The 19,785-nt window shown below is 69.3% G+C and carries 17 protein-coding genes; 6 read left to right on the top strand and 11 right to left on the bottom strand.

Features of this window, described 5'->3' with window-relative positions:
• Nucleotides 1–9: 9 nt before the first annotated feature.
• Nucleotides 10–975 (bottom strand): LysR family transcriptional regulator, encoded by a 966-nt coding sequence (locus ACH4G3_RS33835; RefSeq protein ID WP_397628051.1) that lies wholly within the window; start codon nucleotides 973–975, stop codon nucleotides 10–12.
• Nucleotides 976–1,101: 126 nt separating this feature from the next.
• Between ACH4G3_RS33835 and ACH4G3_RS33830 the strand changes: the two genes are divergently transcribed.
• The 3 genes from ACH4G3_RS33830 to ACH4G3_RS33820 are packed head-to-tail and all read left to right on the top strand — an operon-like array spanning nucleotide 1,102 to nucleotide 4,151.
• On the top strand, nucleotides 1,102–2,109 hold the full coding sequence (locus ACH4G3_RS33830; RefSeq protein WP_397628050.1) for a tripartite tricarboxylate transporter substrate binding protein: 1,008 nt from the start codon (nucleotides 1,102–1,104) through the stop codon (nucleotides 2,107–2,109).
• A 5-nt stretch (nucleotides 2,110–2,114) separates the two neighbouring features.
• Nucleotides 2,115–2,609, top strand: a complete 495-nt coding sequence (locus ACH4G3_RS33825) for a tripartite tricarboxylate transporter TctB family protein (protein ID WP_397628049.1) — start codon at nucleotides 2,115–2,117, stop codon at nucleotides 2,607–2,609.
• Between the two features lie 36 nt (nucleotides 2,610–2,645).
• The gene (locus ACH4G3_RS33820; RefSeq protein ID WP_397628048.1) at nucleotides 2,646–4,151 is read left to right on the top strand and encodes a tripartite tricarboxylate transporter permease; all 1,506 of its coding nucleotides are present in this window, start codon (nucleotides 2,646–2,648) and stop codon (nucleotides 4,149–4,151) included.
• A gap of 311 nt (nucleotides 4,152–4,462) precedes the next feature.
• Here ACH4G3_RS33820 and ACH4G3_RS33815 read toward each other — a convergent pair whose 3' ends face one another.
• The 4 genes from ACH4G3_RS33815 to ACH4G3_RS33800 form a co-directional block, all read right to left on the bottom strand.
• Complete coding sequence (locus ACH4G3_RS33815; protein ID WP_397628047.1) at nucleotides 4,463–5,155, bottom strand: TetR/AcrR family transcriptional regulator; 693 nt, start codon at nucleotides 5,153–5,155, stop codon at nucleotides 4,463–4,465.
• Between the two features lie 40 nt (nucleotides 5,156–5,195).
• Nucleotides 5,196–5,957 (bottom strand): SDR family oxidoreductase, encoded by a 762-nt coding sequence (locus ACH4G3_RS33810; protein ID WP_397628046.1) that lies wholly within the window; start codon nucleotides 5,955–5,957, stop codon nucleotides 5,196–5,198.
• Nucleotides 5,958–6,318: 361 nt separating this feature from the next.
• A complete protein-coding gene (locus ACH4G3_RS33805; RefSeq protein WP_397628142.1) occupies nucleotides 6,319–7,095 on the bottom strand; it encodes an NmrA family NAD(P)-binding protein in 777 nt (258 codons plus the stop codon).
• Nucleotides 7,096–7,114: 19 nt separating this feature from the next.
• A complete protein-coding gene (locus ACH4G3_RS33800; RefSeq protein ID WP_397628045.1) occupies nucleotides 7,115–7,582 on the bottom strand; it encodes an NmrA family NAD(P)-binding protein in 468 nt (155 codons plus the stop codon).
• A 313-nt stretch (nucleotides 7,583–7,895) separates the two neighbouring features.
• Between ACH4G3_RS33800 and ACH4G3_RS33795 the strand changes: the two genes are divergently transcribed.
• Nucleotides 7,896–9,374 (top strand): MFS transporter, encoded by a 1,479-nt coding sequence (locus tag ACH4G3_RS33795; RefSeq protein ID WP_397628044.1) that lies wholly within the window; start codon nucleotides 7,896–7,898, stop codon nucleotides 9,372–9,374.
• Nucleotides 9,375–9,693: 319 nt separating this feature from the next.
• Nucleotides 9,694–10,263: a TetR/AcrR family transcriptional regulator gene (locus ACH4G3_RS33790; RefSeq protein WP_397628043.1), complete on the top strand. Its 570-nt coding sequence runs from the start codon at nucleotides 9,694–9,696 to the stop codon at nucleotides 10,261–10,263.
• 351 nt (nucleotides 10,264–10,614) lie between these two features.
• On the opposite strand, the gene ACH4G3_RS33785 is transcribed toward ACH4G3_RS33790, so the two are convergent.
• The 5 genes from ACH4G3_RS33785 to fmt all read right to left on the bottom strand — a co-directional run bounded on the left by ACH4G3_RS33785 (nucleotide 10,615) and on the right by fmt (nucleotide 16,579).
• Nucleotides 10,615–11,577 carry a PDR/VanB family oxidoreductase gene (locus ACH4G3_RS33785; RefSeq protein ID WP_397628042.1) on the bottom strand — a complete coding sequence of 321 codons (963 nt, stop codon included), beginning with the start codon at nucleotides 11,575–11,577 and terminating at the stop codon, nucleotides 10,615–10,617.
• A 72-nt stretch (nucleotides 11,578–11,649) separates the two neighbouring features.
• Nucleotides 11,650–12,993 carry an SCP2 sterol-binding domain-containing protein gene (locus ACH4G3_RS33780; RefSeq protein ID WP_397628041.1) on the bottom strand — a complete coding sequence of 448 codons (1,344 nt, stop codon included), beginning with the start codon at nucleotides 12,991–12,993 and terminating at the stop codon, nucleotides 11,650–11,652.
• A gap of 304 nt (nucleotides 12,994–13,297) precedes the next feature.
• A complete protein-coding gene (locus tag ACH4G3_RS33775) occupies nucleotides 13,298–13,762 on the bottom strand; it encodes a winged helix-turn-helix transcriptional regulator (protein WP_397628040.1) in 465 nt (154 codons plus the stop codon).
• 387 nt (nucleotides 13,763–14,149) lie between these two features.
• Nucleotides 14,150–15,577, bottom strand: a complete 1,428-nt coding sequence (locus ACH4G3_RS33770) for an RsmB/NOP family class I SAM-dependent RNA methyltransferase (protein ID WP_397628039.1) — start codon at nucleotides 15,575–15,577, stop codon at nucleotides 14,150–14,152.
• Between the two features lie 69 nt (nucleotides 15,578–15,646).
• Nucleotides 15,647–16,579: a methionyl-tRNA formyltransferase gene (gene fmt, locus ACH4G3_RS33765; protein ID WP_397628141.1), complete on the bottom strand. Its 933-nt coding sequence runs from the start codon at nucleotides 16,577–16,579 to the stop codon at nucleotides 15,647–15,649.
• A gap of 346 nt (nucleotides 16,580–16,925) precedes the next feature.
• Here fmt and ACH4G3_RS33760 point away from each other — a divergent pair, with 346 nt between their 5' ends.
• Nucleotides 16,926–17,462, top strand: coding sequence for a hypothetical protein (locus tag ACH4G3_RS33760; protein ID WP_397628038.1), 537 nt, complete (start codon nucleotides 16,926–16,928; stop codon nucleotides 17,460–17,462).
• A 113-nt stretch (nucleotides 17,463–17,575) separates the two neighbouring features.
• On the opposite strand, the gene ACH4G3_RS33755 is transcribed toward ACH4G3_RS33760, so the two are convergent.
• Nucleotides 17,576–19,741 carry a primosomal protein N' gene (locus ACH4G3_RS33755; protein WP_397628037.1) on the bottom strand — a complete coding sequence of 722 codons (2,166 nt, stop codon included), beginning with the start codon at nucleotides 19,739–19,741 and terminating at the stop codon, nucleotides 17,576–17,578.
• Nucleotides 19,742–19,785 lie beyond the last annotated feature (44 nt).

Raw genomic sequence — 19,785 nt, 5'->3', positions numbered from 1 at the left:
CAAGAGTGCTTACGCATTGTGTGATGCCGCTTCGGTATCGGTCGTCTCGCCGGCACGGGGCGAAATCACCGGCCCGCTCGGGTGCTCCCGCGGGGCCAGGTCCTCAAGCGCGGCCAGCACCTGCGCGAGGGCGGGATTGCGTGAACGCCGCGGCCACAGCAGATGCAGCTCCACAGGTCGGGGCACATGCGTGGCCAGCGGGATGAACGCGACATGGGGAATGCCGAGCAAGGTGGCGGAGGCGGGCACGAAGGCGACACCCCGCCCGGCGGAGACCAGCCACAGCATGGTGAGGATCTGACTCACGCTGTGCACCACCCGTTCCTGGGCCAGCGGGACCATGCTGACCATCAGGTCGTAGAAGTACCGGGCCTTGCGCTGCGAGTGGAAGATCAGCGGTTCGCCGGTCAGGTCGTCGGCGCGAGCGGGCCGGTCCAGGCCGCACAGCCGGTGCCCGGCGGGCACCGCCAGCAACAGCGCCTCCTTCTGGATCAGGCGCGAGTCGAAGTGTTCGGAGTCGAAGGGCGGGCGGGCGAGCCCGAGGTCGATGTCCTCACCGGCGAGGGCGGCGATCTGCTCGCGCGTCACCATCTCGAACAGCTCGATGCGGACCTCCGGCAGGCTCTGCTCCAGCCGGTTGAGGATGCGGCCGAGCATGCCGAAGGTCGACGCGGCGGTGAAGCCGAGCCGCACCACGCCACGGGAACCCGAGTGGATACGGCGGGCCAGGTCCGGGGCGGCCTCGGCGATCGCCAGGATGCGTCTGGCCTCCACCAAGAACGCCTCACCGGCCGGCGTGAGAGCCACATGCTGCTTGTCCCGCTCGAGGAGCTGCACGTCAACGGCCGCTTCGAGCTTCTGGATCTGACGGCTCAGCGGCGGCTGGGTCATGCGCAGTCGTGCCGCCGCCCGGCCGAAGTGAAGTTCCTCGGCAACAGCGACGAATCCCCGCAATTGCCCCAAGGTATACGTCATGCAAGGAAGGTATCAGCCCATGCGCTAACGGAGTTGGACAGGCATGACGGGCGGTCATAGGCTGCGCGACACCGCGGAGCGAGACCCAGATCACATCTCCACCCAACTCGCTTGAGGGAGACGCTCATGCACACCAGGCTTCGGTTTCACCGCCGCATGGCCGCGGTCGCTGTGTTCGCCGCCGTGATCGCGCTGCCCGGCTGCGGTGGCAACGTCGGGGATGAGGGCTCCAAGGACGAAGCCTCGTTCCCGGACAGGGCCATCACCCTGCTCGTGGGGCAGGACCCCGGCGGCAGCACCGACCTCATCGCCCGCGCGGCCGCCGAACCTGCCGCCGCCGACCTCGACGAGACCATCACCGTTGCCAACAAGCCCGGCGCCAACGGCGCCGTCGCCGCCAAGGAACTGGCCGGCGCCAAGGCCGACGGCCACACCATCATGCTCTTCGTGGGCTCGCTGGCCTACATCACGCCCTTGGCCGTATCCGCCGACGAAGCCGTCGACATCAACGACTACGAAGTCATCACCGGCCTGTCCCAGGACGACTACGTCCTGGTCGCGGGCCCCAAGTCCGGTTTCAAGACGGTCAAGGACATCGCCGACGCCGGCCGCTCGGTCAAGTACGGTACGACCGGCGTCGGCACGGGCAGCCACCTCAGCCAGGCGCTGCTGTTCTCCCAGGCGAAGGTGAAGGCGACCGCCGTGCCGTTCGACGGCGGAGCTCCCGCACTCACCGCCGTCCTGGGCGGTCAGGTCGACGTCGCCTCGATCCAGCTCGGTGAGGCCCAGCCCCAGATCAAGGCCGGGAAGATCACCCCTCTCGTCACCTTCGCGGAGAAGCGGCCCACGTACATGGCCGACATCCCCACCGCGGTCGAGGCCGGCTACGACGTCCCGGTGCAGCAGTCGCGTGCCGTCGTCGCACCTAAGGGCACTCCCAAGGAGGTTGTCGACCGGCTGCGGACGGCGTTCCGCAAGGCTTTCGAGGACAAGAAGTACCAGGACTTCAACACTCGGCGGCTGCTCACACCCAACGAGGTCGAGGGCGCCGAACTGCTCAAGCAGTGGACCGGTTCGCTGGAGAAGTACCGTGCCCTCGCCGACGAGTACCAGATCGACATGAGCGGGAACTGAGGACCATGTCCACCGAGACCCCGTCGACCGCCGGCGAACCCTCCGACGACACCCGGCCTCCGGCAGCGGGCATGGTGACCAACCTCGTCACGGCCACAGTCGTCGTGGTTCTCGGCGGCGCGGCGCTCGCCGGGGCATTGCACCTGGGCATAGGCAGTCCCTCGAAACCCGGGCCCGGCACCTGGCCGGCCCTGGTGAGCGCAGCACTGATCATTCTCGGCGTGCTCCTGGCCGCCGCTGCCCGACGCATGGACGACGCCGAGCAGTTCACCCGCACCAGCTTCCTGGTGGTCGTGGCGGTCGGGACCATGGTGGCCTACGTAGCGGTCATCAGCGTGATCGGCTTCGAGATCCCCACAGCCCTCCTGGCCTTCTTCTGGCTACGGATCCTGGGCCGGGAGAGCCTGCGGACCTCCATCGTCGTCAGCCTCGCCGCCACCTGCGCGTTCTACGCCCTGTTCGTCGGCGCGCTGAAGGTCACCATCCCGCACCTGTTCTGACCGCACACCACCACACGTTCGGGAGGAGCGTTGGACGTGTCCCCCGTGGTCAACGGCTTCGCCGTCGTCCTGGAGCCGACCAACCTGCTGTACTGCCTCATCGGTGTCGTCATCGGCATGCTGATCGGCGTCCTGCCCGGTCTGGGACCAGCCGCCACCATAGCCATCCTGCTTCCGATCACCTTGGGCCTCGAACCCGTCACCGCGATCATCATGCTGGCAGGCATCTTCTACGGCGCCCAGTACGGCGGCACCATCACCTCCGTACTGCTGCGCCTTCCCGGTGAAGCATCCTCCGTCGTCACCGTCTTCGACGGACACGCCCTCGCCCGCCAGGGCAAAGCCGGCACCGCCCTGGGCATCGCCGCCATCGGCTCCTTCGTCGGCGGCACCCTCGCCATCATCGCCCTCAGCCTGGTCGCCCCTCTGGTCGCCGAATTCGCCCTGGACTTCGGCCCACCCGAATACACGATGCTGGCGCTGCTCGGCATCCTGCTGGTGGCCACCGTCTCAGGCGGCGGCATGCTCAAAGCCCTCATCGCCGCCGCCGTCGGCCTGCTGCTCGCCACCGTCGGCCGGGACGGCTTCACCAGCGCCGAACGGTTCACCTTCGACAGCCTGTCACTCGCGGACGGCCTGGACTTCGTCCCCATCGCCATGGGCCTCTTCGGCCTGGGCGAGATCCTCTACACCCTGGAAGAACGCCACCGCGCAGCCCACGCCCCCACCAAGGTCGGCAACGTCTGGCCCAGCCGCTCCGACCTGCGCCAGTCCTCCGGCGCGATCGGCAGAGGCGGCGTCATCGGCTTCATCCTCGGCATTCTCCCCGGTGGCGGCGCGGTCCTCGCCTCGCTCGCCGCCTATGCCCTGGAAAAACGCCGATCACGCACCCCGGAGCGCTTCGGCCGCGGCGCCGTCGAAGGTGTCGCCGCACCCGAGACCGCCAACAACGCAGCCGCCACATCCTCGTTCATCCCGCTGCTGTCCCTCGGCATACCCGCCAACGCCACCATGGCGGTCATCTTCGGCGCCCTCCTGATCCAGGGCATCACCCCCGGCCCCCAGCTCGTCACCGAGCACCCCGAGCTGTTCTGGGGCGTGGTGAACTCGATGTACATCGGGAACATCCTTCTGCTCATCATGAGCATCCCGCTCGTAGGCCTGTTCGTACGCATCCTGCGCGTGCGCCCGAGCATCCTCGCCCCTCTCACCGTCCTCATCACCCTCATCGGCGCCTACACCGTCAACAACAGCGTGTTCGACATCGGACTCGTGGTCTTCTTCGGCGTCCTCGGATACCTCATGAAGAAACTCGGATTCGACCCCGGCCCACTCGTCCTCGCCTTCGTCCTCGGATCACTCCTGGAAAGCTCGCTCCGCCGCTCACTGCTGCTCTTCGAAGGCAACCCCGGGGGCTTCCTCACCCGCCCGATCTCGGGAACGCTGTTCGCGCTCTTCCTCGCCGTCGCGCTGGTGCCGGCCGCCCGGGCGATCTGGCGCAACCGCAGAGCCGACCCCCGACACAGCAAGGAACCGGTATGACCGTCCTCGTCGGCTAACTGCCCACCCCCGAAGGGGCCGCCGCGTTCTCGGCCGCCCTGGACGAAGCGGCACGACGACACGAGGCCCTCGTCGTCCTGAGCTCCCCGCGTCGGGCTGGCTGGTGGTGCTGGGTGTGTCTACCAGGCGGCCAGTGAGCCGTCGGTGTTTCGCCAGAGCGGATTGCGCCAGCGGTGGCCGCGTTCGGCGCCGGCGCGGACTGGCGCACGCCGGCAGTACCGGGAGGCCACTTGCACCTGTACCGGTAGGGCGGCGTTTCGGGGTCCTGGCAGCGTCAACCGGTAGTCCGGGGTTCAGGATCCGGTGCTGTAGCGGCTGAGCATGAGGGCGACGGCTTCGTCCACGATCGCGGCGTCGGTGGGGTTGGGCGGGACGAAGTCGGTCCGTACGAGCTGAGGCCACAGGAACTGGCTGCAGATCATGCCGAGGAACTGTTCGGCCACTGCGGATGCCGACTGCGGCTGTCCGTCGGCCGCACGGAAGTCGAGTGTGCCGGCCTGTGCTTCGGCGTCGAGGTAGTCGCGGAGCCGGTCGAAGAAGGGTCCGCGGTCGATGGCGAAGCCGGTGCCGACGATGTCGGCGAGTTCCGGCATCTGGGGCAGCTCGGTGATGATGAGGCGGCACAGCGCCGCCGTGCCCGGCCGTGCGACCAGGCAGGCGTAGTCGCGGCCGATGTGGTCCAGACCGTACCGGGGATCACCGGGCGGGGGCGGCGCGGCGTACTCCACGTCCAGCTGCCACTGTTCGGAGGTGACGGCCGCGAACAGCGCAGCCTTGGTGGGGTACCGCTTGAAGAGGGTGCCGGTGGAGACGCGGGCCTCCTTGGCGATCTGGGCGAGGGAGGTCTTGTCGTATCCCCGGGCGAGGAAGAGGTCGCGGGCGGCGCGGATGATGCGCGCGCGGTTCTCCTCTTTGATCTGTGCGTGATACCCGGTCTGGCACGCAGCGCCACCGCTTTCCGCTCGGTCACGGTCCGCCACCGACATACCCACGCCCCTCGCCCGTCTCCCGGCCGCATCCTCGCTGTCAGAGGACGGTCTGGCCTCCGTCCAGGATAAGGTCCTGGCCCACAGCGAAGGCGGAGGCATCGGAGGCCAGGTACACGACGGCTTCCGCGACCTCCTCGGGCGTGCCCATGCGACCCAGCGGGATGCTGGAGCTGATCGCGTCCAGAACCGCCGTCTGCTGCGCGGGGTCCTCGATCCCGAGCTTGGAGGCGGAGTACAGCGGGGTGTCCACCGGGCCGGGGCTGACCGCGTTGAACCGGATGCCGTGCGACCTGAGCAGGTCCGCGTTCCACGACCGCATCAGGGAGCCCAGAGCCGCCTTTGTCGCGGCGTAGGCGTTCGAATTCCCGTAGCCGCCGTGCGCGCTGTTGGACGCGTTGAGGATGACCGAGGACGGGTTGGCCAGCACGGGCACCAGGGCCTGCGTGAGGAAGAAGACGCTCTTGACGTTGATGTCGAAGAGCCGGTCGTAGCTGTCCTCCGTGTGGTCCTCGAACGGCCGCCAGTCCGAGACGCCGGCGTTCAGGAAGGCCACGTCCAGCTCCCCGAAGTGCTCACCCACCTGCTTGGCCAGGCCGCGCTGCGCATCGAGATCGCGTGCGTCGGCCTGCACCACCGGCACCTTCTCCCCGAGGATCTGCCGCGCTCTGTCGATGCTGGCCGGGGTCACGCCCGTGACCAGCACGTCGGCCCCCTCCGCAATGAAACGCTGCGCGGTCTCCAGACCGATCCCGCTCGTGCCGCCGGTGATGAGGGCGCGCTTGCCCGCAAGACGATTCATGGTCACTGTTCCTTGCCGAGTCGAAGGTAAGTCGATGGACTCACCATGGGAAAGTAACTCCCGCACCACCCGTAAGGCAAGTCGATCCACTTACCAATGGCGGCCTGGAGCGGTTTGGTCACGCCGGAGAGCCGCACGCAGGACGCCAGCGATGACAGCCGCCCGGAGGAGCCCGAGGCATTGGCCCTGCAGGGCGGACCGTCGCGCTGCCAAGCACTCGGGCCAGTTCCCGCCGGCGAGGGTGGCCCAGCGTTCGGCTGTCTTGGGGTGGATGCCGAGCAGGTCGGCGAGGACCATGGGCGGCAGGTCTACCAGTGCGTCCACCTTTGGACGGGCCGTGGGCCGCGCCGAGCGCGTCCGTCTACAACTTTCCCGTCCTGAAATCCGCGCTGCTCTTGAGGACCGCGGAGTCCATGGTCCAGTTCTCCGGCTGAACCCTCTCCCAGAGACTTCCCTTGCCGAGTTCCCTGCCCAACTGGTCTTCCCGGCGGAACCACTCCTCAGCGCTTCGGATCCTGTTGGGGTGGATTTCGTCGAGCAGGGCGTAGTCCCTGGTGATGATTCCGTGCTTCCACACATTCCAGAAGCCCGTGAAATTGTCACGGAAGCTCATCGTGCTCTTGTCGTTGGGGTCGGCATTGTATCCGGCAGGATGATCAGCAATATTCTTCAGGTCTGGACTGTTCCAATATGTTTCCAGATCCGTGTCGATGTACTGCGCAGGATGCCCGGTGACCTTCTCGAATGCCGCAGCCATATCGGCATACGTCATGTGCTCGATGGCGACTTCGAGGTCCATGCCATTGGCCCGCTCCGGGTGATCGAAGAGCCAGCGGACATAGAATCCGCAGTCTTCGAGCGCCACGTGCGGAACAGCTCCCTCACCCAGCGGGACTCGCCACGTGACGACACCGTCCTCGATACTGGGCGTCATGGGCGTGAGCGGCGAGATCACCATCTCGATGTAGGGACCTGACGTGAAGACCGCCGCTCCCATCCGGTCCCTGTTCTTTTCGTTCTGGAACAGCACCCATTCAGCCATGCGGCCTTTGCCGTCATAGTGGCCGGTGCGGAACCTGGAGTCATAGCCTGACTTCTTGAGGGCGTAGTCGAGATTTCCGTAGACGAAGAACTTGATTCCTTCTTCGATCGCGATCTCATAACTGCGGATGGTTCCAGTAGGTCTCGGTTTTCTCGCCGGTGTTGAACCCGTCGATATTGACGAACGCCCCGTCGCAGCTGCGAAATCCTTCGCGCAGCACGTCCTCGTCGGCGAATGACCCTTCAAGGATGGAGACGTTGCCGAGGGCGAGGAGTTCCTGGGCCCGGGGGGAGGTGGCATCCCGGGTGAGGACCCGGACGGAGTACTTCTTGTCTGCGACAAGAGCGCGGACGATGGGCATCCCTTGGGCACCTGTACCGCCGATGACGAAGATGGTGGAGGTGGCATGAGAAGACATGGTTTTTGACTCCAGAGGTTGAGTACGCACGCGATCAGCGCGCGCCGGGCGCGGCACGTTCGGGGCTGATCTCTGCATCAGCTTGGCGATCAACGGCGATGACCGGCCGACACTGTGCCGCTGTCCGTAGGCCACGAGACTCGGAAACCGATCGGTTTCCAGCACCGTACACCGATCGGTTTCCAGGCGGCAAGCCCCCGGCGCCGGCACTCAGGTGGCTCTCGTGGCACCCAGCGGTCTGATCGGGTTGGGGTTCCTGGACGCGCTGCACCACTCCGGCATGGAAGCCCGGGTGTGCACCGCCGCCGGCCTTGCATGACATCGGCGACCTGGCCTACGCCGGGCCGGACACCATGCGCTCAACCAGACCACCTGCGCGACACCTCAAGGCTCCCGGGTGCCATGGCAGCGTTGTCGAATCACTCACAGGTCAGAGGCCCCCCGTTCACTTGCGCCGATGAAACCGATCTGTTTCCCTATGCGGAAACAGATCGGTTTCCAACCGGTGCTCACCTATGACCAGCAACAAAGGGAAGAGTTGGTGCTTGTCGTGCTGGGCGTGGCGCAGCTCATGGTCACGCTCGATGCGACCGTCGTGAACATCGCGCTGCCCGAAGCGCAACATGACCTCGGTTTCAGTGACGGCAGCCGGCAGTGGGTGATCACGGGTTACGCCCTGGCGTTCGGCAGCTTGCTGCTGCTCGGGGGCCGCCTCGGTGACCTGTTCGGCCGACGTACGACCTTCGTGACCGGCCTGATCGGTTTCGCGGCCGCATCCGTCGTCGGCGGCGCGGCCGGCAGCTTCGAAATACTCGTCGCGGCACGCGTGGCCCAGGGCCTCTTCGCCGCGCTGCTCGCGCCCGCGGCGCTCTCGCTGCTCAGCGTGACCTTCACCGACCCGGCCGAGAGGCCGAAGGCGTTCGGCATCTTCAGTGCGCTGTCCGGTGCGGGCGCCGCGGTCGGACTGCTGCTCGGCGGCATGCTCACCGAATGGGCGTCGTGGCGCTGGGTGATGTACGTGAACGTCGTTTTCGCGGGCGTCGCGTTGGCCGGTGCGCTGCTGTTGCTGGCCAAGGCCGCGGTCACCGAGCGCCCCAAGATCGACATCCCTGGCACCGTCGTGGTGAGCGCCGCGCTGTTCGGCATCGTCTACGGGTTCGCGCACGTCGAATCCACCAGCTGGACCGACCCGGTCGCGCTCGGCTCCATGATCAGCGGCGTGGTGCTGCTAGCGGTATTCGCATGGCTGGAGCTCCGGGTCGCGCATCCGCTGCTGCCGCTGCGAGTCGTGCTGGACCGTACCCGAGGCGGTTCGTTCCTGGCCGTGTTCGTCCTGGGCATGGGGATGTTCTCGATCTTCCTGTTCCTGACCTATTACCTGGAGGCCAGCATCGGCTACTCGCCGATCGAGGCCGGCCTGTCCTTCCTGCCGATGGTCGGCGGCATCGTCGCCTCGTCGACCACTGTGCCTTCACTGCTGCTGCCCAAGGTCGGCCCGAAGGTCGTGGTCAGCGTCAGCTTCCTGGTCTCCGCATCCGGTATGGCCCTGCTGACGCAGCTCACGCTGAACAGCACCTACGTCGCCGACATCATGCCGGGCATGATCCTGTTGGGTCTCGGTATCGGTGGGGTGATGACCACCGCGTTCCAGGGTGCGACCGCAGGCGTGCACCACGAGGACGCGGGCGTCGCCTCGGCGCTGATCAACACCAGCCAGCAGGTGGGCGGCTCGATCAGCACGGCGCTGCTGACCACCGTCGCCTCATCGGCCGCGACCGACTACCTGTCCTCACACAAGCCCGGCGCGCTGACCGTGGCCCAGGCCGGGGTCGAGAGCTACACGGCCACCCTGGCGTGGGGCGCCGGGATCTTCGTGGTCGGCGCGGCACTCACGGCGCTCCTGATGCCGAATTCAGCTCTGGCGCCGTCGGAGGGCGAGCCCGTGATCGCCCACTGAGCCCGAACCCACCGAGGATACGCCCTGGTCACAACGCGTGGACTGCGGGAAACGCCCTGCTGCCTACGATGATTCGGTGTCCTCAAGGCACGGATCATCGCAGGTAGCGGGGATGGACGCCTTTTGTCCGCCGCAGCTGTGGCTGTACTCGGTGTGCGCCATCGCGGCCTCCGGGATCGGTGCGCTCCCCCGCCTTGCCGTGTTCGCCACGCCTGCTGGTGGTCACGTCGGTCGACCATGGGCGGCGCGAAGATCGCCCCGGAAAGGCGTCGAAAACCGATCGGTTTTCATTTCGTCGTAATCGAGTTAACCTCGCGGTATGACCACCGAAGTGAAACCAAGCACCAGAGAGCGGCTGCTGGAGGCAGCAGCCACGCTCACCTACCGAGACGGTGTCATCATCGGCGTCGACACGCTGTGCAAGGCGGCAGGGGTGTCGAAGCGCTCCCTGTACCAGCTGTTCGAGAGCAAGGACGAACTGCTCGCGGCGAGCTTGGAGGAGCGCTCCGCCGCCTTCGTGGCGACCCTCCTGCCCGCGGCGGACGACAGCCGCTCACCCCACGAGCGGATCCTGCACGTCTTCGCCCAGTTGGAGGAGCAGGCGGGTGCGCCCGACTTCCAAGGCTGTCGGTACCTGGCTGCTCAGATCGAGCTCAAAGACCAGAACCACCCCGCGAGCCGGGTGGCTCACCGGGTCAAGGCGAACCTGACAGCCTTCTTCCGTGCCGAGGCCGAACAGGGCAGGGCGAGCGATCCCGACCTGCTGGCCCGGCAGCTGATCCTGGTCTTCGACGGCGCCAGCGCCCGCGCGGGGATCGGAGCCGACAGACTGACCGGGCTGATCACGCCCACGGTGGCCACCCTGCTCGACGCGGCCGGCATGCACTGACGCGCCCCGTCTTCGGCAGGAGTCTCCGCGGGCGGACGGGGGTTGCTGCGGTCGCTGCCTTGAAGCCCTGCCAAGGCCATGGCCCTGAGCCTCACGACGACCTCCGCACCGCACTGGCTGTTGGGCACGCCGACGAACCCTCCCCCTCCGTCACCGTCCCGTCGATCCAGACGACGGCAACTGTCACTCCGGACGCCGGAGGCGCGCGGCTGCGTCCCCGCAGAACGGGGTTTCGAGCTCGACGGCGCGGGCCCGACCACCTCCAGCGCGGACGCCAACCTCAAGTCGCCCGAGAGCCCGGGATCTGGAGCCTGTGACTGCCGGCCGAGTGTCGCGATGCTCCGCAGCAGATCAGAGGTCGAGGACCAGGCGGTTGCCCTTGGCCCGGGAGACGCAGATCATCATGGTGTCGCCTGCGGCGCGTTCCTGGTCGTCCAGGACCGAGTCGCGGTGGTCTATCTGTCCGGACAACACCTTCGTCTCGCAGGTTCCGCAGATTCCCTCCTCGCAAGAGGTCATCACCGGCACACCGGCGGCTTCGACGGTCTCAAGAACGGACATGTCCTCAGAGACCAGCAGGGTCTTGCCGGACTGGGCCAGCTCGACCTCGAAGCTGCTCTGCGGCCCGGCGATGAGGTCCTGCTTCGGGGCGAAGCGCTCCAGGTGCAGAGATCCGCTCGGCCACTTCTCGCAACCGGCCTCGACCGCCGCGAGCAGCGGTTCCGGACCGCAGGCGTAGACGGCTGTCTTGCGTTGCGGCTTGCCGAGCAGCGAAGGCAGGTCCAGCAGCCCGTATTCATCCTGCGGCCGCAGGCTCACCCGGTCTCCGTAGGCTCGCTGCAGAGTCTCTCCGAACGCCATCGAAGCGCGGGTGCGACCCCCGTAGACGAGGCGCCAGTCGGCGCGGGTCGCGTTGACTGCTGCCACCATGGGCAGGATGGGGGTGATCCCGATTCCGCCCGCGATGAACAGGTATTTCTTGGACTTCACGAGCGGAAAGTGGTTGCGTGGCCCGCGAATGCGCACCGATTCACCTTCCGTGAGCACGTCGTGCACGTGGCTCGACCCGCCCCGGCTTTCCGGTTCGCGCAGCACCGCGACCTGAAAGCGGGACCGGTCCCCCGGGTCCCCGCACAGTGAATACTGCCGGACCAGGTCGGCTCGCAGTACCAGATCGATATGCGCTCCCGGCTGCCATTCCGGCAGCGGACGGCCCTCCGGGTGGCGCAGCGTCAGCAGCACGACGCCTTCGGCCATCGTTTCCTTACGTTCCAACACGAGGTCGAGCTCGACCTCGGTGCTGAGAGTGCTCATGATCCGCCTTTCATTTCTCGCAGTGATGTGCGGTGATGGGTTCTTTCCTGAGATGGGTTCTTTCCTGACCGATCAGGACGGGAAGCAGCGCCCGAAGTCGCGCAGCAGTCGGGGTGGGCCCTGCAGCTTGATCTGGCGACGCACCAGTGCCCACGCCAACAGCGACGGCTTGCTGAGGAAACGCAGCCAGGTGCGGGTGTCGGCGGTGATCCTGAGATCCGGCTCGCCGTGATGTCCGGCAGCGACATCGAGTTCGCGGTCGCGGATGGTCACGGTGATCTGCCGGGACTCGTCGCCGGTGAAGGTGAAGTGGTAGGTGGCGGACATGTCCTTGGCCTGTTCGCGCTGGAAGATCAGCGGCAGGCCTTCCACCAGGCCGTCGATGCTGTTCGCTCGCAGGCTCATGGCCACCTGCTTCGTGCGCTTGTTCGGGAACCGGTCGGTCACGTGCTGCTCGGCGTCGGAGCCCGGGACGACGTAGACGGTCTCTTCCTTGTCCATCAGCGGGCGCACGACCTGGGTCAGATGCGCCTTGCGGTTGTCCAGCCAGGGGCCGATGACGTCCTCACCGGCCGGGCAGACCGACATGCAGTAGGCCGCTTTGTAGTTGGCGCCGAAGGACAGGCTCTGCCACATGGAGGCGCTCTCGCTGTCGCTCACTCGCGCACGGTAGTCGTGGGCGTCGCGGCTTTCGGCGACCTGTTCGGCCCAGTCACCGAAGCCACCCATGAACTCGCGGTAGTTGTGCGTGTAGCAGGCGGAGAAGTTGAAGTGACCGTCGGAGGCGATCGCCCCGGTCGGGCAGGCCGTCACGCACAGCTTGCATTCCAGGCAGGGGTTGTACTCGATGGGCCGGGTGTATTCGCTGACCTCGGCGTCGATGAGGATCGTGCCCAGCAGGATGAAGTTGCCGAATTTCGGGTGGATGACGTTGCGGTGGATACCCATCTTGCCGAGCCCCGCCGCCACGGCGACCGGCTTGTGCGAGACGACCCACGCCTTCCTGGGGAACTTGTCCATCTCCATCGGAAAACCCATCGCGGGGTTGATGGCGCGCACGCCCATCGCTTCCAGCTCGCCCACCACATGCCGGCCGACCTCGTTGGTGTGGTCGCCGGTGTGATGGAACTCCAGGTTGGCGACCGAGCGCGCGGGAGTGCGGATGTTCTCCCGGTTCATTCGGGTCACGAAGCTGATCAACGTTCGGACACCCGGCAGCGCGGCGCTCAGGTCCTCTCGCTGGTCGGCGATGTCCGGCCGGTCGATCTCGACGAAGCCGACGTCGTCCGCACCTGCGTCGAGACACAACTGGCGCAGCCACGACGCGTCCAGCGGCTCGGCGGTCCGGGCGGCGGTGCGGTCGCGTCGGCGGGCTTGGACGACGGTGGGATGGTCTTCGAGCTTGTTCCTGGCCATCGAGCGTCACCTCACGGGGGCGGGATGCTTGCGAGTTTCATGAAGCAACTCGAACTCTAGACGCCCAGAGTTTCGTGAAGCAACTTGCCGGTCGAGCTGCGCCACTCGCAGCTACGGCAGCGGCAGGAGGGTGGGCTCCGGCGGTTCACGCCCTGCGGGCAGGGGTGGGAGATGCCGCTGGAGTTCGCCATCCGGTCGGCCGCACACCACCGCTTCCGCCACGAAGACGGAAGAAGGCCGGCTCACCGCGGCGTCGGCAAAGCCAAAGCTCGTAGCGGCGAGTCCGCCGAAGAACGTTCGGATGTCAGGCCGGCGAGTCGGTGAGTGCCGGGCCGGGAAGCAGATGAACGGCGTCCGGGCCCACCACCTGTCCGCAGTGGGTGCACACGAGCTGTTCCCGCACGTTACCTCCGCATCCCACATGGCTCGTGATCCGCGGAGGGCCGGCCGGATCGCCGACGTACTCATCGCCCCAATGCATCAAAGAAAGCACTGCGGTGAGCAGGTCCTTGGCCTTGCTCGTCGGCCGGTACTCATAGCGGGCAGGCCGCTCCTGGTAACAGACCCGCTCCAGCAGCCCGTCGTCGACCAGCTTGGAGAGGCGGTTGGTGAGTACATTGCGGGCGATACCGAGGCTGTCCTGAAATTCCTCGAACCGGCGCAGGCCAAGCTGCGCGTCGCGAATGATCAGCAAGGTCCAGCGCTCGCCCACGACCTCCAGAGTCCTGGCGATGGAGCACAGTTGACTGTCGTATGTTCGGCCCAGCATGCTGCGAATTTTACACGTTGCGTCAAGCAACTGACGGCTTCGAAGAGCGAGATCACTCACCCTCGGACATCCCGGCCGAGGTGATGGCGACGGCGAAGGTTCTCGCGGCGTGCTTCGCCGCCGGCGTCGGCGGGATCCTGCGGCCGGCGGGCTGAGCCGTTCCCTCCTGCGCGCCGTCGCCGGCAGGCGGGGGCGCGGGGAGAGTGAGCACTGCGGGCGCTGAGTCCGACGGCCCGGCCCCCCGCGGCGCGACTGGGATAGGGACGGGAACCCCATCGGCGTGGCGCCGGGCGCAGGAAACGGTATGTGCGGTGTATGGCTTCAGGGCTTGGTGAGGCCGTCGAGGACCGGTAGGAACCCGAGTAATGCTCTTGGCCGTAATGGGAGTCAGCCGGTCCGGCGAATGAGGGCCAGGTACATCGCGTCGGTCCCGTGCAGATGCGGCCACAGCTGCACGTCGGGCCCCTCTCCCAAGTCCGGTACGCCGGGCAGCAGCGGACGGGCGTCGAGGAGATCGGTCTCCGGGTGCTGCTTGAGCACGTCGGCGACGACGGCCCGGGTCTCGGCGAGGTGCGGCGAGCAGGTCGCGTAGCCGACGACACCGCCGACCCGCACCGACTCCAGGGCGGTGCGCAGCAGGCCGCGCTGCAACGGCGCGAACCCCTCCAGGTCCTCCGGCCGGCGCCGCCAGCGTGCCTCTGGGCGGCGCCGCAGGGCACCGAGCCCGGTGCACGGCACGTCGACCAGCACGCGGTCGAAGCTGCCGGGCCGCCAGGCCGGACGCGTCCCGTCCGCGGCGATCACCTGGTACGGCCCGGGGTTCCCCTCCAGCGCCCTGGCCACGAGCCCGGCGCGGTGAGTCTGCTTCTCGGAGGCGACGAGCAGCGCGCCCCGCTGGGCCGCGAGGGCACCGAGCAGCGCGGCCTTGCCACCGGGCCCCGCACACCCGTCCAGCCACCGCCGGTCGGGCCCGTCCAGCGGTGCGCCCGCGAGGGCGAGCGCCACGAGCTGGCTGCCCTCGTCCTGCACGCCCGCACGTCCGTCCCGTACGGCCGCGACGGCGCCCGGCTCACCGCCCTCGGTCAGCCGCACGGCGTACGGCGACCAGTGCCCCGGCACGGCGGCGTCCTCTTCGAGCAGTTCCTCGGCGGTGGCCCGCCCGGGCCGCGCCACCAGGGTGACCTCGGGCCGCTCGTTGTCGGCGCGCAGCAGGTCCTCGATGCCGGCGCGACCGCCGCCGAGGGAGTCCCACAGCGCCGACACGACCCACCGCGGATGCGAGTGGACCACGGCGAGATGGTCCTCCGGATCGTCGTCGTAGGGCGGCGCGACCCGCTCCAGCCAGCCGTCCAGATCGTGCTGCGCGACCTTCCGCAGCACGGCGTTGACGAACTTGGCGCGCCCGTCGCCGAGCACGACCCGGGCGAGCTCGACAGTGGCGGACACGGCCGCGTGCGTCGGGATCCGCGTCCCGAGCAGCTGATGCGCGCCGACGCTCAGCACGTCCAGCACCGGCGGGTCGACCTCTCCCAGCGGCCGGTCCACGCAGGCCGAGAGGACCGCGTCGTACGTCCCCTGCCGCCGCAGCGTGCCGTACACCAGCTCGGTGGCGAGCGCCGCGTCACGGGCGTCGAACTTCTCGGGTCCCTCCTTCTCCCGCGCCTTGCGCAACAGGGGCGGGAGAACGAGGTTGGCGTAGGCGTCCCGCTCGTCCACGGCCCTCAGCGCCTCGAAGGCGAGGATGCGGACGGGGTCCTTCTTGGGCCGCCGGTAGGGCTTGCCGGACGTACGGGGCCGACGGGGCTGGTCGCTCACGAAAAAGGTGCTCCGGGTGTGAGAAGAAGTGCGCCGTCCAGCCTACGCCGCCCCGGACGTGTCGCCGCGTCAGCCCCCGAGCCGCTCGCCCTCGGTGATCCGCACCCCGCGGGCCCAGTCCGCTGCCCGCATCGGCTTCTTGCCCTGGGCCTGCACCCAGAGCAGCTCGACGGCGTACGACCCGGTGCCGACGTACACGTTGTTCTTCCCGGCGGAGATCTGTCCCGGGGCGAGGTCCGTCCGGTCCGGCACGGGGGTGACCTGGATGAGCTTGAGCCGCTCACCGCGGAACGTGGTCCAGGCGCCGGGAGCCGGAGTGCAGCCCCGCACCATCCGGTCGACGCGCAGCGCGGGCGCGCTCCAGTCGATGTGGGCGTCCTCGACGTTGACCTTCGGGGCCAGGCTGACACCGTCGGCCGGCTGCGGTACGGCCTTCAGCGTGCCGTCCTCGATCCCGTCCATGGTCGCCGCGAGCAGCCCGGCACCGGCGAAGGCCAGCCGCGTCAGCAGATCCCCGCTGGTGTCGGTGGGCCGGATCTCCTCGGTGACCGTCCCGTACACCGGCCCCGAGTCGAGCCCCTCCTCGATCAGGAAGGTGGAAGCCCCGGTGATCTCGTCCCCGGCCATGATGGCGTGCTGCACGGGCGCGGCACCGCGCCAGGCAGGCAGCAGGGAGAAGTGCAGATTGACCCAGCCGTGCGCGGGGACGTCGAGGGCGACCCGGGGCAGCAGCGCGCCGTAGGCGACGACGGGGCAGCAGTCCGGTCCGATCTCCCGCAGCCGCTCCAGGAACTCGGGGTCCCTCGGCTTCGCGGGCTTCAGCACCTCGATGCCGGCCTCCTCCGCCCGCTCGGCGACGGGCGACGCGACGAGCCTGCGCCCCCGCCCGGCCGGTGCGTCGGGCCGCGTGACGACAGCGGCCACCTCGTGCCGCTCAGAGGCGAGAAGAGCGTCCAGAGCGGGAACGGCGACCTCGGGTGTACCGGCGAAGACGAGCTTCATGGGGTGGTGGGGGCCTCTCGGACGGGGGTCGGTGACGGGCAACGCCCAAGTCTATGAGCCCGGAACGGAAAGCCGCCGACGGTGCTCGGCCCCCACCGGGAGAGCCGGGCCACTCGGCGGAGAGTTACGGGTGCGCGCGGGTGGGAGAACAAAGCCGAAGGCCGAAGACCAAAGGCCGAAGGCCAAAGGCCGAGGCGCACGCCCCGCGCAAACAGGCGCACGCACATGCTCCCACGCCCCCACCCCGTGACCCGCGGAGCGAATCCGCGTTGGTCAAGACAGAGTTGACCACAACGGGCCGCGATCGCGGCCCATTCCTTTCAACGCCGGTTCGAGAGGCTTGTTCATGGCCGACCACGCAACCCACGACGCCCAGGCTCGGGCCAGCCTGCACTTGCTGGTGCGGGACATCGAGCGGGTCCGCCGGCAGGTGGACGCACTGCGCACACTCACCGCCCAGCTGGGCAACGTCTACCGCCCGCGCCGCTCCGGCCCCTCCACGGGCTTCGTCGTCTACGGACGCGCCCCCGCCCCGACGGTACGTCTCGCCCAGGAGCTGCGGGACAGTGTCGAGACCCTGGTCACGGCGGCCGTGGACTTCGACCGCTCACTCGGCTTCTCGTGGGACGCGGTGGGCTCCGCGCTCGGAGTCACCAAACAGGCGGTCCACCGCCGTTACGGCGCACGCCGGGCCACGGCCCAGCCGGCCGCGGCCGAGGCGGAGCGCACACCGGAGTCGTCGGGCCCCCGCACGGTCAGTGTGAACACCGGCCTCCCCACGGTCCCGGCGGCCCGCTCCATGCCCACCCAGCCGACGGCGGGCAGCCCGGCCCTCCGCGACGAGGCGAGGCCGACGGCCTTCCCCGGGCCCCGCAACGGCTGAGCCACCCCCCTGTCCCCTGCCCTCCCGGAGCACCTCCGGGAGGGCAGCGACGTATCCGGACGCTGCCGTCTCGGTGTCCTGCGAAAGCCGCCCCGCCGGACCCCGGCAGTGGCTCACCCGATGTCCGCCGGATCGATCCGCACCCAGACCCCACTCCCGCCGCTGCTCCCGCTCCCGCTCCCCCGCGCCATCCGCGCGGCCTGCGCGGCCTTCAGTGCGGCGGCCAGCGCCGCCCCCTTCCCCGGCGGCACCCGGACCAACGCCCGCTCCCACTGCTCCCCGGGCGGCGGCGCCCCGGCCCGCCGCGGTCGGCCCGCCGGGGGCACGGGCAACGGCACCGGCCCCAGCACTTCGGCCTCCGGCGGCAGCTCGGCCGCACGGAGGAACTCCGCCACCGCCTCCGCCGGCCCCGACACGGCGGCCATCCGCGACACCGGCGGAAACCCCAGCTCGGCCCGCTCGGCGAGTTCCCGCACCGCGTGACCGACGGGGTCCCATCGCACGAGCGCCTGGACGGGCCGCAGCGTCGGCTCGGCCACGACCACCACCGTGCCGCCGGCCGGCTGCGGCCGGACGAGCGACCCGGCCGCGATCCACCGCCGCAACGCGTCCTCCCCGGCCCGCAGATCGGGCCGCCCGAGCATGGCCCACCCGTCCAGCAGCAGCGCCGCCGCGTATCCGCCCTCGGCGACGGGCTCGGCCCCCGGCGTGCTCACCACCAGCGCGGGCGCCCCCGGCACGGTGTCGAGCACGTGTTCACGGCCCGAGGTCCGCACCGGGACGGCGGGGAAGGCCCGTCCGAGTTCCTCGGCGGTCCGCCGCGCGCCCACCACCGAGGCGCGCAGCCGGAACGCACCGCACTCCGGGCAGTGCCAGCCGTTCTCCTCACGACCGCACCACCCGCAGCACAACGCGCCGCCGTCCCGCGTTTCCAGCGGCCCTGAGCAGTGCCGACACCGCGCCGGCGCCCGGCAGTTGGCGCACGCCATGCGCGGCACATATCCCCGCCTTGGCACCTGCACCAGCACCGGACCGTGCCGCAGGCCCTCCCTGACGACCTGCCAGGCGAGGGTCGGCAGCCGGGCGGCCCGGGCGGCCTCGTCTCGTGCGAGGTCCCCGTCCCCGACGGTGCGGACGAGCGGAGCGGTGGCGCGTACCTGGTCGCGCCCGGCGACCAGCGGACGGGCCCACCCGCTCTCGACGAGCTGCGCGGCCTCCACCGTGCAGCCCCAGCTGCCCAGGAGGAAGCCGCACTTGTCCTGGGCGGCCCGCAGCAGCAGCACCTCACGTGCGTGGGGCTGCGGGGCGTGCTGCTCGCTGTGGCTGTCGTCCCCGTCGTCCCAGATGGCGGCCAGCCCGAGGTCCTGGACCGGTGCGAACATCGCGGCCCGGGTCCCGATCACGGCCCGTACGGCGCCCCGCCGGACCGCGAGCCACTGCGCGTACCGCTTCTCGGGCCCCGCGTCGGCGGTGAGCACCGCGTGCCGCCCCTCCCCCAGCAGAGCGGTCAGGGCGGCGTCGACCCGCGCGACCGCCCGCCCGTCGGGCAGGACGGCGAGCGCCCCGCGACCGGAGGCCAGCGTCGCCCCGACGGCCCGGGCCAGCTCCTCGCTCCACTCCGGGCCGGGCAGCGCGTTCCACACGGCCCGGGGCGCGGCGCCGGAGGCCAGCGACTCCAGGAAGGCCGCTCCCCGCTCGTACCGCTGCCAGGAGCCCGCCTCGGGCGCCGGGGGCGGCGGCAGCGGTGCGGGCGAGGGTCGCTGCTCGGCCCGGGCGTTGCGCGGCGGCACCGCGAGTTGCAGGACGTCGGCGAGGCTGCCCGCGTACCGGTCGGCGACCGCGCGGGCCAGCCCGAGCAGTTCCTCGCTCAGCACCCGCTCGGGCGACACGACCTGGGCGAGGGCGGCCAGCGGCCCGGAGTAGTCGGACTCGGCCAGCCGCTCGACGAGGAACCCGTCGATCAGCCCGCCGCCCTCGCGCCGCCCGTCCCGCACCCGGTGTCGCCCGGCCCCGAACCGGACCCGCACCCGCACGCCGGGCTGGGCCTGCTCGTCCAGTTCCTCGGGCACGGCGTAGTCGAAGTACCGGTCGAGATGGAGCACGCCCTTGTCGACGAGCACCCGCGCGACGGGCAGGTCCTTGGCGAGCGCGGCCCCCCGCCAGGTCCGCGGCTTGGCCCGGGGCGTCTTGGCCTTTCGCACATTCTCCCGGATGAGCGCGAGCTGCTCGGGCGGCGCACCTTCCGCGCCGCCGCCCGCCTGTCCGTTCTCGCTGCTCACGCTTGCATTCTTACCAAACGCCACTGACATCCGGCGGCCCCCGA

The sequence above is a fragment of the Streptomyces afghaniensis genome (assembly GCF_044327915.1).
GTDB lineage: Bacteria > Actinomycetota > Actinomycetes > Streptomycetales > Streptomycetaceae > Streptomyces > Streptomyces afghaniensis.
The sequence above is the reverse complement of the archived record's forward strand: the minus strand, read 5'-3'. Positions and strand labels throughout refer to the sequence as shown.

Bases quoted from the DNA above. Each gene is read 5' to 3' on its own strand.
- ACH4G3_RS33835 (WP_397628051.1), bottom strand. From the start codon at position 975: ATGACGTATACCTTGGGGCAATTGCGGGGATTCGTCGCTGTTGCCGAG.
- ACH4G3_RS33830 (WP_397628050.1), top strand. From the start codon at position 1,102: ATGCACACCAGGCTTCGGTTTCACCGCCGCATGGCCGCGGTCGCTGTG.
- ACH4G3_RS33825 (WP_397628049.1), top strand. From the start codon at position 2,115: ATGTCCACCGAGACCCCGTCGACCGCCGGCGAACCCTCCGACGACACC.
- ACH4G3_RS33815 (WP_397628047.1), bottom strand. From the start codon at position 5,155: ATGTCGGTGGCGGACCGTGACCGAGCGGAAAGCGGTGGCGCTGCGTGC.
- ACH4G3_RS33810 (WP_397628046.1), bottom strand. From the start codon at position 5,957: ATGAATCGTCTTGCGGGCAAGCGCGCCCTCATCACCGGCGGCACGAGC.
- ACH4G3_RS33795 (WP_397628044.1), top strand. From the start codon at position 7,896: ATGCGGAAACAGATCGGTTTCCAACCGGTGCTCACCTATGACCAGCAA.
- ACH4G3_RS33790 (WP_397628043.1), top strand. From the start codon at position 9,694: ATGACCACCGAAGTGAAACCAAGCACCAGAGAGCGGCTGCTGGAGGCA.
- ACH4G3_RS33785 (WP_397628042.1), bottom strand. From the start codon at position 11,577: ATGAGCACTCTCAGCACCGAGGTCGAGCTCGACCTCGTGTTGGAACGT.
- ACH4G3_RS33780 (WP_397628041.1), bottom strand. From the start codon at position 12,993: ATGGCCAGGAACAAGCTCGAAGACCATCCCACCGTCGTCCAAGCCCGC.
- ACH4G3_RS33775 (WP_397628040.1), bottom strand. From the start codon at position 13,762: ATGCTGGGCCGAACATACGACAGTCAACTGTGCTCCATCGCCAGGACT.
- fmt (WP_397628141.1), bottom strand. From the start codon at position 16,579: ATGAAGCTCGTCTTCGCCGGTACACCCGAGGTCGCCGTTCCCGCTCTG.
- ACH4G3_RS33760 (WP_397628038.1), top strand. From the start codon at position 16,926: ATGGCCGACCACGCAACCCACGACGCCCAGGCTCGGGCCAGCCTGCAC.